The 15,503-nt window shown below is 70.3% G+C and carries 12 protein-coding genes; 9 read left to right on the top strand and 3 right to left on the bottom strand.

Going from position 1 to position 15,503, the window contains the following annotated elements:
* The first annotated feature begins 59 nt into the window (after positions 1-59).
* From ABZV44_RS22415 to ABZV44_RS22425, 3 genes are read left to right on the top strand one after another with little or no spacing between them, the layout of a single operon-like run.
* A complete protein-coding gene (locus ABZV44_RS22415) occupies positions 60-758 on the top strand; it encodes a response regulator transcription factor (protein WP_354839345.1) in 699 nt (232 codons plus the stop codon).
* Positions 722-2,044 carry an ATP-binding protein gene (locus ABZV44_RS22420; RefSeq protein WP_354839348.1) on the top strand — a complete coding sequence of 441 codons (1,323 nt, stop codon included), beginning with the start codon at positions 722-724 and terminating at the stop codon, positions 2,042-2,044. Before ABZV44_RS22415 ends, ABZV44_RS22420 begins: the two co-directional genes overlap by 37 nt.
* Positions 2,031-3,077: a hypothetical protein gene (locus ABZV44_RS22425; protein ID WP_354839350.1), complete on the top strand. Its 1,047-nt coding sequence runs from the start codon at positions 2,031-2,033 to the stop codon at positions 3,075-3,077. The genes ABZV44_RS22420 and ABZV44_RS22425 overlap by 14 nt, the downstream gene beginning before the upstream one ends.
* Before the next feature lie 29 nt (positions 3,078-3,106).
* On the opposite strand, the gene ABZV44_RS22430 is transcribed toward ABZV44_RS22425, so the two are convergent.
* Positions 3,107-3,556 (bottom strand): hypothetical protein, encoded by a 450-nt coding sequence (locus ABZV44_RS22430; protein ID WP_354839353.1) that lies wholly within the window; start codon positions 3,554-3,556, stop codon positions 3,107-3,109.
* A 146-nt stretch (positions 3,557-3,702) separates the two neighbouring features.
* On the opposite strand from ABZV44_RS22430, the gene dapA reads away from it, so the two are divergent.
* Entirely contained in the window at positions 3,703-4,611 is a 909-nt protein-coding gene (dapA, locus tag ABZV44_RS22435) for a 4-hydroxy-tetrahydrodipicolinate synthase (RefSeq protein ID WP_354839356.1), read from the top strand.
* Complete coding sequence (locus ABZV44_RS22440) at positions 4,608-6,593, top strand: ribonuclease J (protein WP_354839358.1); 1,986 nt, start codon at positions 4,608-4,610, stop codon at positions 6,591-6,593. Before dapA ends, ABZV44_RS22440 begins: the two co-directional genes overlap by 4 nt.
* Before the next feature lie 189 nt (positions 6,594-6,782).
* Here ABZV44_RS22440 and ABZV44_RS22445 read toward each other — a convergent pair whose 3' ends face one another.
* On the bottom strand, positions 6,783-7,343 hold the full coding sequence (locus ABZV44_RS22445; RefSeq protein ID WP_354839361.1) for a hypothetical protein: 561 nt from the start codon (positions 7,341-7,343) through the stop codon (positions 6,783-6,785).
* Positions 7,344-7,381: 38 nt separating this feature from the next.
* Entirely contained in the window at positions 7,382-7,771 is a 390-nt protein-coding gene (locus tag ABZV44_RS22450; RefSeq protein WP_354839364.1) for a DUF4189 domain-containing protein, read from the bottom strand.
* Positions 7,772-8,018: 247 nt separating this feature from the next.
* Between ABZV44_RS22450 and ABZV44_RS22455 the strand changes: the two genes are divergently transcribed.
* The 4 genes from ABZV44_RS22455 to ABZV44_RS22470 all read left to right on the top strand — a co-directional run bounded on the left by ABZV44_RS22455 (position 8,019) and on the right by ABZV44_RS22470 (position 15,466).
* Complete coding sequence (locus ABZV44_RS22455) at positions 8,019-8,636, top strand: TIGR03085 family metal-binding protein (RefSeq protein WP_354839366.1); 618 nt, start codon at positions 8,019-8,021, stop codon at positions 8,634-8,636.
* Positions 8,637-8,762: 126 nt separating this feature from the next.
* Positions 8,763-11,687 carry a BTAD domain-containing putative transcriptional regulator gene (locus tag ABZV44_RS22460; protein ID WP_354839369.1) on the top strand — a complete coding sequence of 975 codons (2,925 nt, stop codon included), beginning with the start codon at positions 8,763-8,765 and terminating at the stop codon, positions 11,685-11,687.
* 145 nt (positions 11,688-11,832) lie between these two features.
* A complete protein-coding gene (locus ABZV44_RS22465) occupies positions 11,833-14,433 on the top strand; it encodes a DNA translocase FtsK (protein WP_354839372.1) in 2,601 nt (866 codons plus the stop codon).
* Between the two features lie 226 nt (positions 14,434-14,659).
* Positions 14,660-15,466 carry a class I SAM-dependent methyltransferase gene (locus ABZV44_RS22470; protein WP_354839375.1) on the top strand — a complete coding sequence of 269 codons (807 nt, stop codon included), beginning with the start codon at positions 14,660-14,662 and terminating at the stop codon, positions 15,464-15,466.
* The last annotated feature ends 37 nt before the right edge of the window (positions 15,467-15,503 follow it).

Genomic DNA, 15,503 nt, shown 5'->3' on the forward strand with positions numbered 1-15,503 from the left:
GCTGACACATTCGGCGGCTCGCCCGTCATACTCGAGGGGGCGTTCTCGGGGAACGTCACTTGGGAGTGTGGGAAGAGGTGACGGCCGCCGTGGAGGCGCAAGAGTCGGGGATACGCCGCATCGGGCTGGTCGAGGACCATGAGTCGGTGGCAATCGGGTTGTCGGCCATGCTGGCCCCGGAAGCCGATCTGGAGTTGGTGATCACGGCGGGGACGGTGGCGGAATTGCTGTCGGCGGGGCCGCGATTGGATCTGGTGGTGCTGGATCTGCGGCTCGCGGACGGGTCCTCGCCCGATGACAATGTGCGGGCGCTGCGCGCGCGGGGGATCGAGGTGCTGGTGTTCACCGGGGCGGACAATCCGTTCCTGGTGCGATCGGCCGCCCGGGCGGGCGTGCTGGGTGTGGTGCGCAAGTCCGAGGACATGCCGACGGTGGTCGCGGCGGTACGCCGGGCCGCGCACGGCGAACAGGTGGTGACCACCGACTGGGCCGCCGCCATCGACGGCGACCCGCAGCTGTCCGATGTCGGGCTGAGCCCGCGTCAGCAGCAGGTGCTGCAGCTGTATGCGTCGGGGGAGAAGGCCTCGCGGGTCGCCCGCATGACCGGCCTGTCCGAGCAGACCGTCAACGACTATCTGGGCCGCATCCGGCAGAAGTACGCCGACGCCGGCCGCCCGGCCCCCACCAAGACCGATCTGTACAAGCGGGCCGTCGAGGACGGGTGGCTGCCCGTTCCCGAGCGGAATCCGCGGACATGACGGCCTCGGGCACCCTCGAATCCCGGGCCGCACCCCGGCCGATGCCGTCCCTCGCGGCATTCACCCAGCGCCTGCGCGCCCGCCTCAGCATGCGGGAGGACCCGGCCACCGCAGCCTACGACCGCATCATGCGGCGGCTGGGCATCTCCATCGGCATCGCCGGCATCATCGTCGGCGGCGTCGAACTGCCGGAGGTGGCCGAACAGGGCCGCTACGCACCGGGCTGGTGGACGGTGACCGCGGTGGTGCTGGCCTTCGGCTGGTATCCGATCATCGCCGTGGTGTCGGCGGTGTCGGGTCCGCGGGCCATCCGCTTCGTCTGCGGCTGTGCGGCACTGAGTTTCCTGGGCGCCCTGGCCTCCATCCCGTTCGGGCTGGAGATTCACACTGTGGACGCCACCACGGTGTGGCCGTACCGGGTGACCGCGCTGGCGGTCACCGCGGCGGTGCTGGCCTGGTCCAGCCGGGTGACCGTGATCTATCTGCTCGCCGCCGCGACCTCGGCGGCGCTGGCCACCGTGTACACGCTCAGCTCGGTCACCCCGCAGCATGTGACCGAGAACTTCCTGCGCTCAGCGGGTTTGGCGGCCCTGTTCGTCTGGTGCGGCACCGCCGCCACCGGCGCCGCGGCCCGGGTCGACCGCGAATCCGCCATCACCAGCCGCCGCGCCGCCGCCCAGGCCGCCGCCCAATCCCGCGACCGGGAGCGTGCCCGCTTCGCCGCCCTCATCCACGACGCCGTGCTCTCCACCCTGCTCGAGGCGTCCCGGGCCGGCACCAAATCCGATGTGCTGCAACGCCAGGCCGAACGCACCCTGGAGCAGCTCGACGAATGCCGCGGCGCCCAGCGCGATCCCGACCTGCTCGACGCCCGCTCGGCGGTGCTGTTCCTGCGGGCCGCGGTGCAGGAGATCAATCCGAGCATCCGCTTCGCCACCCGCACCTGGCCCGGCTACGACGACCTGCGCATGCCCGTGCACTCGGCCAGCACCATTGCCGCCGCGCTCACCGAGGCGGTGCGAAACAGCCTGCGCCATGCCGCCGTTCCGGGCCGGGAGGTGCGCCGCACCGTCACCGCCACGGTCAGCGCGGGCAGCATTCGCATCGTCTTCAGCGATGACGGCGCGGGTTTCGACCTGGCCGCCGTCTCCGCCGACCGCCTCGGCATCTCCATGAGCATCCTGGGCCGCATGCGCCAGCTGGCCGGCGGCTCGGCGTTCGTGGAATCCCAGCCGGGCGAGGGCACCACCGTGACACTGGTATGGGGTGGCGATGGCTCACGCTGACAGCTCCGGCATCGACCTGGAACCCCGGTTCGGGCTGCGCGATCTGCTCGGGTTGCGCGGTAGCACCGCCTGGCTGTTCCTGCTCATCCTCGAGGCCGTCATCGCGCTGTACATGATGCGCAATTTCGGCCAGTCACCGCCGTGGGCGGCCTTCGCGAGTCTGGTGCTCATGCTCAGCGCGGGCGCGCTGGTCACCGCGATTCCGGTGGACCCGCTGCCGATTCCGGTGGCGTTGTACGCGGCCGCCGCACCGCCGGTCGCCACCGCCCTGACGGTCATGACCCCCACCCACGATCTGCCGAACGAGTCGGTGTGGTCGGCCTTCGCCTCGTCCTATGTCCTCGCGGTCCTGGTGCTGCGCGGGCGGATTCGCACCGCGTGGCTCGGCGTCATCGCCGTCGCGACGGTGCTGGTGGCCCTCGGCCTGGGCTCGCATCTGCAACCCGGCACCCTGGTCGGCTCGCTGGTCCCGGTCGGCACCGTCACCGCCATCTCGGTGTTCACCGCGGTCATGCGCCCCATGCAGCGGTCACTGCGGATCCTGCGCGAGGACGCCATGATGCGGGCCGCGGCCGAGGCCACCATGGCCGCCGCGGACAGTGAGCGCACGCGTCAGCTCGCCCGCCTGGACCGGGTGGCCCGGCCGATCCTGGAACGCATCGCGGACGGCGCGGAGCTGACCGCAGCCGAACGTGAGGAATGCCGGCTGCTGGAGGCCGAACTCCGCGACGGCCTGCGCGCACCGCAGCTGGTCACCGACGAGCTCAGCGGCGCGGCCCGGGGTGCGCGGGCGCGTGGCGTAGAGGTGGTGCTCCTCGACGACGGCGGTTTCGCGGGCGTCCCCGAATGGGTGCGCAAGCGCGTGATCGATGCCGCCACAAGGGAACTCGACGCCATCAACGCCGGCCGCATCACGGTCCGGGTGCTGCCGCTGGGCCGTCACGTACTGGCCACCGTGCTGGCGACGGCCCCCGACGAGGATCGCCGCACCGAGATCGACACCGACGGCAAGGTCACGACCATCACCGATTGATCGGTCAGGGGGCATCACCGATCTATCGGTCAGGGGGCATCGCAGCGGCCGGGGCCACCCCGCTTCATCTGGTCACGCAGCGCGGACTGAACGGTGGTCGACAGCCATGAGTTCAGCGACTGCCCGCTCTGCGCGGCCGCCTCCTCGGCACGAGCTTTGATCTGCTCGACCAGCCGCAACGTCACCCGGCTGATGTCACCGGTGACCTCGTCGAAGGTGGGGTGCTCCTCCTCGCCCGCGGTCTTGCGCACGTCGACGTGGGCGTCGGTCCCGTCGACCGACACGTGCACCGTGCGGTCGGGGAGGGTCGTGCTCACCTCGGCGGCCAGTTCCGAGAGCGCGGCCAGCAGGACCAGCCGGGCGGAGTTCTCGGTGGCGGCGGCCAGGGCGGCGGCCGTAGTCTGGGTTTTCTCATCGCCGAGTGCCGCGGCGGCAATCAGGTTCTCGCGCAGCTGGGCGGTGTATTTGTTGAGATCCATGACACCAGTGTGACGTCGTAATTGACGTCATTCAAGGAAACTTCTGACGCCAGAAGTGGTCGCTTGACGCGAATCACCATCGCGCCGGGCACGGTTCGGGTATAACGATGCAAATCCCGTTCCGGCGAGGCTGTAGCCTTCTGACTATGACGAACGGTGAATCGACGCGAACCGAGCTGCACGCGTCCGGCACAGTAGGTGTCGCGATGGTGACCCCCTTTACCGCCGAAGGCAAGCTCGACGTCGATGCCGGTGTCGCGCTGGCCGCCCGCCTGATCGACGGTGGCGTCGATCTGCTCGCCATCTCCGGCACCACCGGGGAATCGCCGACCACTACCGAGTCCGAGAAGTTCGATCTGCTGCACGCCGTCGTGGACGCTGTGGGCGACCGTGCCACCGTCATCGCGGGCGCCGGCACCTACGACACCGCGCACAGCATCGAACTGGCCCGCAACGCGCAGCGCGCGGGCGCGCACGGCCTGCTGGTCGTCACTCCGTACTACTCGCGTCCCAGCCAGGACGGCCTGTTCGCCCACTTCACCGCCGTCGCGGACGCGACCGACCTGCCGGTCACCCTCTACGACATTCCGCCGCGCTCAGTGGTTCCCATCGCCACCGACACCATTCGCCGGCTCGCCGAGCACCCGCGCATCGTCGCGGTCAAGGACGCCAAGGGCGACCTGGGCGCCGGCGCCGAGCTGATCGCGGAGACCGGTCTCTCCTTCTACTCCGGCGACGACGTGCTCAACCTGCCGTGGCTGTCGGTCGGCGCGACCGGATTCATCAGCGTCATCGGCCATCTCGTGCCGGACCGCCTGCGCGCGTTGATCGACGCCTACCGCGCCGGCGACGTGGCGCGGGCCCGGGAGATCAATGTGAGCATGGCCCCGCTGAACCGGGCGATGGCCCGCCTCGGCGGCGTCGCCATGACCAAGGGGTCGTTGCGCCTGCTCGGTGTCGAGACCGGGGAACCACGGTTGCCGCAACTCATGCCGACCCAGGATCAACTCGACGAACTCGCGATGGATCTGCGCGCGGCCGGGGTGATTGCATGACCGGCCCCGCTCGTCGCCCCCGCCGTACCGCCAGCCGCGCCGCCGGTGCGCCCGCCCCGGCTCCGGAGACTCCCGTGCAGCCCGCGCCGGCTCCGGCTCAGGCGGAACCCGCCGCGCAGGCGAGCACCGCTGCCGCGCCGCAGGAATCGGTGAAAGCCGCCGCCCCGCGCACGGAATCGGCTGCGGCCGAACCGGTTCGGGAGCGTGGCAGCCGTGGCGGCCGCGGCGGCGACCGCACCCGACGCGGCGGCAGCCGGTCCCGGCAGGGTGGCCGCGATCGCGAGCCGGCCCCGGCCCCGCGCGACCCGCACGCGATGGGCACCCCGCCCAAGGCGCCCAAGGGTGGCCTGCGGGTGTTCGCGCTCGGCGGCATCGGTGAAATCGGCCGCAACATGACCGTTTTCGAGTACGACGGCAAGCTGCTGATCGTCGACTGCGGTGTGCTGTTCCCGGAGGATCAGCAGCCCGGCGTCGACCTGATCCTGCCCGACTTCGGTCCGATCGAGAACCGCATGGACGATATCGCCGCGGTCATCCTCACCCACGGTCACGAGGATCACATCGGCGCGGTGCCGTTCCTGCTGCGCCTGCGGCGCGATATTCCGGTGATCGGCGCGAAGTTCACCCTCGCGCTGGTGGCGGCCAAGTGCCGCGAACATCGGTTGCAGCCCAACCTGATCGAGGTCACCGAGGGCGAGCGCACCCAGCACGGCGCGTTCGATTGCGAGTACTTCGCGGTCAACCACTCGATCCCGGACGCCATCGCGGTGGCCATCCGCACGCCCGCGGGCATCGCGCTGCACACCGGCGACATCAAGCTGGATCAGTTGCCGCTCGACGGCCGCCTCACCGACCTGGCCGGTTTCTCCCGCCTCGGCGACGAGGGCGTGGACCTGTTCCTGGTCGACTCCACCAATGCCGAGGTGCCGGGCTTCGTGACGCCCGAGCGCGAGATCGGCCCGGTGCTCGACAATGTGATCGGCAAGGCCAAGGGCCGGGTCATCGTGGCTTCCTTCGCTTCTCACGTGCACCGCATCCAGCAGGTGGTGGATGTCGCGCAGCGCTACGACCGCCGCGTGTGCTTCGTGGGCCGGTCCATGGTCCGCAATATGCAGATCGCGCAGGACCTCGGCTACCTGGACATTCCGGACGGCCTGGTGGTCGACCTGGATCAGGCCGCCAACCTGCCGGTGCACAAGCTGGTGCTGATCTCCACCGGCTCGCAGGGTGAACCGCTGTCGGCGCTGTCGCGCATGGCGCGCGGCGACCACCGCCAGATCAATATCCGCCCGGACGATCTGGTGGTGCTGGCCTCCTCGCTGATCCCCGGCAATGAGAACGCGGTCTTCGCGGTCGTGAACGGCCTGGCCCGTCTGGGCGCCACGGTCGTCACCCAGCAGAACGCGAAAGTCCATGTCTCCGGCCATGCTTCGGCGGGGGAGCTGCTCTACCTCTACAACGCGGTCCGCCCGACCAACGCCATGCCCGTGCACGGCGAGTGGCGGCACCTGCGCGCCAACGGCGCGCTCGCGGTGGCCACCGGCGTGCCCGAGGAGCGGGTCATCCTGGCCGAGAACGGCGTGGTGGTGGACCTGGTGGACGGCATCGCCTCCATCTCCGGCCGCGTCCCGGTCGGCCAGGTCTACGTGGACGGCCTCTCGGTCGGCGACGTCGGCGAGTCCACCCTCTCCGACCGTCTGGTCCTGGGCGAGGGCGGCTTCATCTCCATCAATGTCGCCGTCGACTCGGCCACCGGAAAGGCCGTCAGCACACCGGAGGTCAGTGGCCGCGGCTTCTCCGACGACCCGGAGGCGCTCTCCGGCGCTCAGGAACTCGTCGAGAACGAACTGCATCGCCTGGCGGTCGAAGGTGTCACCGACACCCACCGCATCGCCCAGTCCGTCCGCCGCGTGGTGGGCCGCTGGGTGGCCGAGACCTACCGCCGCCGCCCCATGATCGTCCCCACGGTCATCGGCGTCTGACCCGGCGAGCAACCGAAAACCCAACCGCCCGAGCAGCATTCCGCTGCTCGGGCGGTTTCGCTTGTCGCACGGCCGAATCCGCTGCGAATACAGCTCCGCCCCCGACGGTGCTGCTGTCGGGGGCGGCAAAACTGGGCGGGTCCCCGCCGGGGTTCCTCCACCTGGGGCGGGGGACTACAAGAGTTTCTACTACTTGTCCTGGCAGGCGGCCGAATCGAGCTTCGCGGCCTTGACGATGCTGCAGGCGTAGTTGTGGTCGATCTTCCAGTCGCTGCCGTCGGCGACGAAGGAGACCGTGGCGTTCTGGACCGGCTTGCCGTCGATGGTGACGTCGGCGTCGGCCTTGAGCTTGCCGTTCGCCGGGTCGCCGACGTTGGTGATCTTGATGGTGACCTTGTTGGCCTTGGCGGCGTCGACCAGCTTCTGGGCCAGCTGCGGGTCGAGGGCGGCGTCCTCGATCCAGTCGGTCTTGGTCTTGGAGTCGATGGACGGGTCGAACGCCTTGGTGACCTTGTCGTTCAGTTCCTGCACGCTCGGCTTGGGCAGATCCGCGACCGTGGTGGGGGCGGGGGCCGCGCCGGTGATCTTGCCGTCGCCCTCGGTGCTGCCGTCGAACTTGCCGGCCGGGGCGGCCGCGGAGGTGGTGGAGGCGGCCTTGGTGCTGTCATCGGACTTGCTGCAGGCGACAAGGCCGAAGGCCGAGGTGGCCAGCATCAGCGCAGCGGTCGCGCGAAAGATGGTGTGCTTCAACGAAATTCTCCCCGTTGTTGTGGAATGACGCCGTCGGATCAGAGCTCGTAGCCGGTGGTGCAGTTCCAGTGAATGATGGTGGCGTCGCCGGAGTTCCGGCCCAGCGCCTGGCTCTTGGCCGCGCTGCGCGAGGAGGCCGCGCCGAAGGTGTAGTAGCCGTCGCGCGACGAGTAGGCGATCGCGCCGCAGCCGTTCGCGAAGCGCGCCACGATGTGGCAGTCGGCCTGGGGGCACGAGCTCATGGCGGCATTCTGCGCCGAGGGGCTGTCGGAATAGTCGTAGGAGTAGCCGATATGACCCGTGGACGGAGACAGCGCGATGGCGCCGTAGTAGTAGTCCTGGTAGGCATTGGCGGGAGCCGCGGTCGCGGCCAGCAGGGAGCCGGCGGCCGCGACCATCACGGCTGCGCCGCTGACAATCTTCTTCAAAGTGTTGCCCTTCTTGTGCTTTCGGATCCACGACCCTATGGACCGAGGGATCAAGCTACCGATACGGAAAGGTTGACGCCAACCCGGATCTGTGTTTTGTGCGGTGTCCTCGAGTGGGGCGTCGCGGCCGGCCGCACTGGCACAACCGGAAGCCGCGATCACGATCGACTCTTGTCCTTATGAAGGACCGGGTGGTTCCCTTGACGCGGCCGTGCGCATTCGGACCTTCCCGACTAAGGTTCCCCTTATGACTTTGGCTCAACGGGAGCGCCAGGCCCTGGTTCAAGCGATGGCCGAAGCCGGCCCGGACGCGCCCACCCTGTGCGGCGACTGGACGGCCCGAGACCTGGCCGCGCACTTGGTCGTCCGGGAACGCCGCCCCGACGCCGCCCCCGGCATCCTGCTGAAGCCCTTCGCCTCCTATCTGGACAGCGTGCAGCGCAAGGTCACCCAGCGCCCGTTCGCCGACCTGCTCGACGAGGTGCGCAGCGGCCCGCCGTTGCTCCTGCGCCCGGTCGACTCGCTGATGAACACCACCGAGATGTTCGTCCACCACGAGGACGTCCGCCGTGCCGCGCCCGGCTGGGTGCCGCGCACGCTGTCCGCCGCCGATGAGAACCAGCTCTGGAAGGTGCTGACGGGCTTGGCGCGCATGGCATATCGCAAATCGCCGGTTACTGTCGCGCTCTCCACGCCCGACGGCCGCCGCACCGTCGCCCGCCAGGCCGGTGACCGCACCGTGGTGCTGGCCGGGCCGCCCTCGGAGCTGCTGCTGCATGCCTTCGGCCGCAATGCCGTTCGGCTCGAAGCCACCGGCGCCCCGGACGACGTGGCACTGGTGCACGCCCTCGACCGCAGCGTCTGACCCGTCCGCCGTCACGACCGCCCGCCCGGCGGGAGTGGCAGCGCGCCCACCGGTCATGAAACGATCACGCGTCGAGCGGTAGCTTGCGTCCTCGGCAGCGGCCCGTGTGTGATGAGGTGGTAGGCAATGTCTTGGCAACTGGCGGTTCTCGGACCGGTCGAGTTGACGGCCGATGGCGTGCCGATTCCGCCCATGCCGCCCAAACAGCAGGCGGCGCTTGCCATGCTGGCGTGCGCGCGCGGGCGCACGGTGTCGGTCGAGGAACTGGTGGACGGCATCTGGGGTGCTGAACGGCCGAGCTCGGCGGTGGGTGCGCTCCGGAATTACGCGTGGGCGCTGCGCAAGCATCTGGCCGTGCAGCAGTCCGTGTTGCTGTCGTCGGAAGCGCGCGGCTATCGCCTGGACGGACCGCTGCATCTGGATGTCGACCGCATCGACCGGTTGCGTGGCGAGGCGGCCGAGGCGCGCGCCGCCGGCTGCCTGGAGACCGCCGACGTCGCGCTGCGTGACGCGCTGGGCGCGTGGCGCGGTGATCCGCTGACCGGCGTGCCCGGGCCGTGGGCCGCGGCCGAACGCGCGCGGCTGCGGCGGCTGCACCGCGTCCTCACCGAGGATCTCCTCGAGCTCACCGTGCAGCGCGGCGACTTCTCGCACGCCATGGCCGAATTGGCCGCGCTCATCACCGGTGATCCGCACAGCGAGCGGCTGCGCGGGCTCATGATGACGGCCCTCTACAGGGCGGGCCGACGCACCGAGGCGCTCGAGGAATACCAGCGCATTCGCAGGCTGCTGGTGGCCGAGCAGGGCATCGAGCCGGGTCCGGCGTTGGCGGAGCTGCACCGCCAGATCCTGGCCGACGAGCTGCCCACCGTGGCAGCGGAGACCGCGCCGATCGCCGTCGTCGCGCCCAGGCCGGCCCAATTGCCACCCGACACAGCCGATTTCACGGGCCGTCATGATCTGGTGCGGGAGTTGTGCGCCGTGCTCGGCGCGACCCGGCCGATCGTGGCCGTCTCCGGGATGGGCGGGGTCGGCAAGACGGCGCTGGCTCTGCATGTGGCACACCGGATCCGGGACCTGTACCCGGACGGCCAGCTGTACGTGGATCTGTTCGGCGCGGGCGCGACGCCGGCCGAACCGGAGCACGTGCTCGGCGCGTTCCTGCGCGCACTGGGCGTGGCGCAGAAGGAGATTCCGGTCGGCGTTGCCGAGCGGGCCGCGCTGTTCCGGTCCGCCAGTAGCGGCCGCCGCCTGCTGATCGTGCTCGACAATGCCTGCGACGCAGCGCAAGTCGCGCCGCTGCTGCCGGGTGACTCCGGCTGCGCGGTGCTGGTGACGGCGCGCCGCCCGCTCACTGCCCTCCCCGGTGTGCGGTCCGCGGCGCTGACGGTGCTCGAACCCGAGGAGGCCGTCACCCTGTTCACCCGCATCGTCGGCGCCGTGCGAGTGGCGGCCGAACCCGAGGCGGTGCGCCGCATCGTGGAACTGTGCGGCCTGCTGCCCATGGCGGTGCGCATCGTGGCCGCGCGGGTGGCGGCCCGGCCGCAGTGGACAGTGGTCTCGGAGGCGGACAGGCTCGCGGCCGAACGCCATGACCTGGACCGCTTCCGGGCCGGGGACCTGGCGCTGACGGCCGCCTTCCACGCGGGCTACGAGCAACTGCCGCCGGACACGGCGCGCGCCTTCCGGCTGCTCGCCGTCGCCGATCTGCCCGAGCTCTCGCTGGCCGCCACCGCCGCCGTCCTCGACACCGTCGAATCGGTGGCCGAGGACCTGTGCGAGGAGCTGGTGGACCGCGGCATGCTGGAATCGGTCGGCCGGGGCCGCTATCACTATCACGATCTGATGCGCCTGTTCGCGCTCGGCCGTCCCGACCGCGAGCGCGAACTCGATGTCACCGCCCGCCTGCTCGACTACTACCTGGCCACCATGAAAACGGTTCTGCGCGTGCGGCATCCCGGTCTGCGGCTGCGTCTCGCGCCCACCGGGCACCCCGGCACCCGCCTCGGCGATCTGGACTCGACCCGCGACTTCCTCACCATCGAGCGCCGCAATCTGGCCGCCGTCTACCGGCTGGCGGTCGCGGGGACGCCCCGGCATCGGGTGCTGGCGGCGGACCTGGCGCTGACCGTCGCGGAGACGGGACTGGCCTGTGACGCCACCGTCGACCTGGTCAAGGTCCTCGAAGAGCTGGTGCAGGCCATCACCTCCGACGGTGACATCGTCGCCGCCCGCCGGGCCCGGCTGGCGCTGGTCTTCGCGCTGGCCGCGGAACTGGAAGAGCCGCACGGTGCGGCCGTGCACGTGCGCGGACTGCTCGCCGACGACGATCCGGATATCGATCCCTGGACCTCCGGCGCGATTCAGGGCTTCGCGGGCGTGCTCGCCCTGCACGACGGCGACCCGGCCCGCGCCACAACGCATTTCGCGACCGCCCTCACCTACTACCGACGCGCCGACAGCTCCGAGTGCGTCCGCGTCGCGTATTCGCTGCTCGCCCGGGCCTATTCGGCGGCCGGCCGCAACCGCGACTCCCTGGCCGCCGCGGCGCGGGCGGTGGTCGGCGACAACGAGTCCGGGGTGCGCCGCAATGTGGTGTGGGGCCTGACCGAGGCCGCCTGGATCCTCAGCAGCGAGGGCGACGCCGACCGCGGCGCCCGCCTTTTCGATGCCGCCCTGGTCACCGCCCGCCGCTTCGGCAACACCCGCTTCGAATCGGTGATCCACGCCCGCGCCGCGCGCGCCGACCTGGCCGCCGGCCGCTACGCCCAGGCCGCCGACCACGCCGAACGCGCCGAGGCCACCCGGATCTCGGCCGGCGGTGCCGCCCACACCCACAACCTGCTGGTCCGCTACACGGCCCTGCGCCGCCTGGGCCGCACCCTCGACGCCGCCGAGTGCTACCGCACCGCGAGCACCCAGATCCCTGACTTCGACACCGCTCTCACCACCTGGACCGCCTCCCCGCGACTCGCTGATCCGGCCACGCTGCAGGCCGTGGCCGTTTTCCGGCGCGCGAATGGGCCGCGGTACAGCCCGGGCGCGCCGTAGTGTGACCGGTGGTGTCGGGCCGCTTCGAGGCGGGTGATCCCGCCGTCGGCGCGGGTTTTTGGTTGTGAGCGCCACAGTTTCTGATTCGGGTGGGCCGGGTGTTGCGGATGGTCCGGGTGGTGCTGTTGCGGCTAGCCTGGGACGCATGGCAGGTAAGGCCCGCACCGGAACGTCACGTTCGCGAGCGGCGGCTACGCGGGGGCAGGCTCCTGCACAGGCCCGCGCGCGCAGCCCACGCACCCCCGCGAAGGGGCGCGGGGGAGCGGGACGGAAGGCGCCGGCGCGGCGGCCCGCTCCGCGGCGCGGGTCGAATACCGCACCGCTGGCGGTGGTTCGGCGGGGCGTCACCAGCGGCTGGACCATGATGGCGCGGGGGCTGGGCGCGACGACGCGGGCGGTCAGCCGGGCCGGGGAGATCGAGCACGGGCATCGGCGCGATGGGATCGCGCTGGGGCTGGTGGCTTTCGCCTTCGTGATCGCGGCGGCCGTGTGGATGTCGGCGGGCGGTCCGGTCGGGCACTGGGTGGATGCCGTGGTGCGCGCGGTGGCCGGATCCGCCTCGGCGGCACTGCCGTTCGTGGCGGTGGCCATCGCGGTGATTCTGATGCGGACCGAGCCGCAGCCGGAGATCCGGCCCCGGCTGGTGCTGGGCGGTCTGCTGGCCGGGCTGCCGGTGCTGGGTCTGTGGCATCTGGCGGCGGGTTCGCCGTCCGACGCGCACGGTCGCGCGCATGCCGCCGGATTCGTCGGCTATGTCGTGGGTGGTCCGCTGGGTGAGGGGCTGAGCGCCTTTCTGGCGGTGCCATTGCTCATGCTGGCCATCGGTTTCGGGCTGCTGCTGATCACCGGCACCCAGGTGCGGGATGTGCCCGCCCGGCTGCGGGAGATCTTCGGCACCGGCGCGGGCGGCGATGAATACGAGAGCTACTCCGAGGAACGCGGCCTCTACGACTCCGACAGTTATGACGCCGATGGCTTCCCGATGCACCGTCCCGAGGTGCGCAAGCGCCGCGGCCGCACCCCGTCGGAGAACTATCCGACCGACGAGTTCGCGGGTTCCGACGCGGTCACCGAGATCATCGGTGAGCCGCCACTGCAGGACGCCAAGGACATCGCCGCGCCGGAGGAGAAGCCGAAGCCCAAGCCGCGCAAGGCCGTCGCGAAGGTCGTCGACCAGACCCCGCCGCCGCCGGAGCCGCAGCAGCTGGAGTTCGTCACCGACCGCGAGGTGGACGGCGATTACACGCTGCCGTCGCTGTCGCTGCTCACCGACGGCGATCCGCCGAAGAAGCGCAGTGCGGCAAACGAATCCATGATCGAGGCCATCACCGAGGTGCTGGTGCAGTTCAAGATCGACGCCGCGGTCACCGGTTTCGTGCGCGGCCCGACGGTCACCCGCTACGAGGTGGAGCTGGGACCCGGCGTGAAGGTCGAGAAGATCACCGCCCTGGCCCGCAATATCGCCTACGCGGTGGCGACCGAGAATGTCCGTCTGCTGGCGCCGATTCCGGGCAAGTCGGCCGTCGGCATCGAGGTGCCGAACGCGGACCGCGAACTGGTGCGCCTGGCCGACGTGCTGAAGGCCTCGACCACCCGCAACGACCATCATCCGCTGGTGATCGGTCTGGGCAAGAACATCGAGGGCGAGTTCGTGGCGGCCAACCTGGCCAAGATGCCGCATCTGCTGGTGGCCGGCTCGACCGGTTCGGGTAAGTCCAGCTTCGTCAACTCCATGCTGGTCTCGCTGCTGTGCCGGGCCACCCCCGATGAGGTCCGCATGATCCTCATCGACCCCAAGATGGTGGAACTGACGCCCTACGAGGGCATTCCGCATCTGATCACCCCCATCATCACCCAGCCCAAGAAGGCCGCGGCGGCGCTGGCCTGGCTGGTGGAGGAGATGGAGCAGCGGTATCAGGACATGCAGGCCAACAAGGTCCGCCATATCGACGACTTCAACCGGAAGGTGAAGTCCGGCCAGATCACCGCGCCGCTGGGCAGCGAAAGGGTCTACCGCCCTTACCCGTACATCCTGGCCATCGTGGACGAGCTGGCAGACCTCATGATGACCGCGCCGCGTGATGTCGAGGACGCCATCGTCCGCATCACCCAGAAGGCCCGTGCCGCAGGCATTCACCTGGTGCTGGCCACCCAGCGGCCCTCGGTGGACGTGGTCACCGGTCTGATCAAGACGAATGTCCCGTCCCGCCTGGCCTTCGCGACCTCGTCGCTGACCGACTCGCGCGTCATCCTGGACCAGCCGGGCGCGGAGAAGCTCATCGGCATGGGTGACGGGCTGTTCCTGCCCATGGGGGCAAGCAAACCGACCCGTCTGCAGGGCGCGTTCATTTCCGACGAGGAGATCGCGGCCGTCGTCGACTTCGCCAAAACCCAGGCCGAACCCGACTACCAGGAGGGCGTCACCGCCGCCAAGGCCGGCGAGAAGAAGGACGTCGATCCCGACATCGGCGACGACCTCGACCTCCTCCTGCAGGCCATCGAACTGGTCGTCACCTCCCAATTCGGTTCCACCTCCATGCTGCAACGCAAACTCCGCGTCGGCTTCGCCAAGGCCGGCCGCCTCATGGACCTGATGGAAACCCGTGGCGTCGTAGGCCCGTCGGAAGGCTCCAAGGCCCGAGACGTCCTCATCAAACCCGACGAACTCGATGGCCTCCTCTGGACCATCCGAGGCGGCGACGGCGCGCCGCCCGCCTCGGATGACGCTGAGCCCGAGGGCCTTTAGCCGCTCACTCCCCGAGCACGAGGGCCTGGCGGATGGTGAGGCGGCCCTGCGTCCTCCGGGAACATTTGTCCAATCCACCGACACACCTCGGCCGGGATAGTGCACGTATGACTGTTTCCGGCAACAACTTACGCGCCGCCGCCGAGCTGATTCGGCCACTGCCGCGAATCACGGCACCCCCTGTCGGCCTTCATTGCGAAACGCGCACTGTGGGAAGGGAAGGCAAATGACCCAAGCCGAACTGACGGGTGTGCCCGAGACGGCGTTGTGGACGCTGCGCAACCGGGCCGAGGAGGCGCTGCGTCCGGATTCCGGTTACGCCGACGACGAGGCGGTCCGGCTCTACCGTGCACTGGCCGGGGAGGACTTCGAGCGATTCGGGCCACCCAGCCAGGTCCACCCGTTGCGCGCGATGGTGATCGACGAGATCATCGCCGGCTTCCTCGCCACCCGCCCCGGTGGGCCGGTGGTCGCACTCGGCGAGGGCCTGCAAACAACGTACTGGCGTCTGGGCGAACCCGCGGCCGCCTGGTTCTCCCTCGACCTGCCGGAAATGGTTGCCGCCCAGCAGCGACTGCTACCTCCGGCCCCGGCGATCACCCGCCTGGCCCGCTCGGTGCTCGACCGGTCCTGGCTCGACGAGGTGCCATCCGGCCCCGCGGTGGTCACCGCCGAAGGCCTGTTCATGTACCTCCCGCCCGCCGAGGTCCACCTGCTGATCGCGGACCTGGCCGGACACTTCCCCGGCGGCATCCTCCTCTACGACTCCATCCCGCGCGTATTCAGTGCGCTGACGATGAAGGGCAGGGTGCGCCTCAGCGACCGCTACATCGCCCCACCGATGCCGTCCAGCCAGTCCCTCCGTCAGGCGCGCCGGCTGCCCACTCGAATTCCGGGAGTCGTTGCGTCCGAGGACCTCATCCCGCCGCTCGGGCGGCGCCGATGGGCCTCGCCGCTGCTGCGCCGGGTCGCGAGTGCCCCGGTCGTGCGCGCGCTGCGGCCCTCACTCACCTTGCTCCGATTTTCGGAGTGAGCTTCTTGCGGGGGCTCGCGGGCGACGGTCGGGCGGA

It is taken from the genome of Nocardia sp. NPDC004860 (genome assembly GCF_040609015.1).
In the GTDB taxonomy this organism is placed as follows: Bacteria; Actinomycetota; Actinomycetes; order Mycobacteriales; family Mycobacteriaceae; genus Nocardia.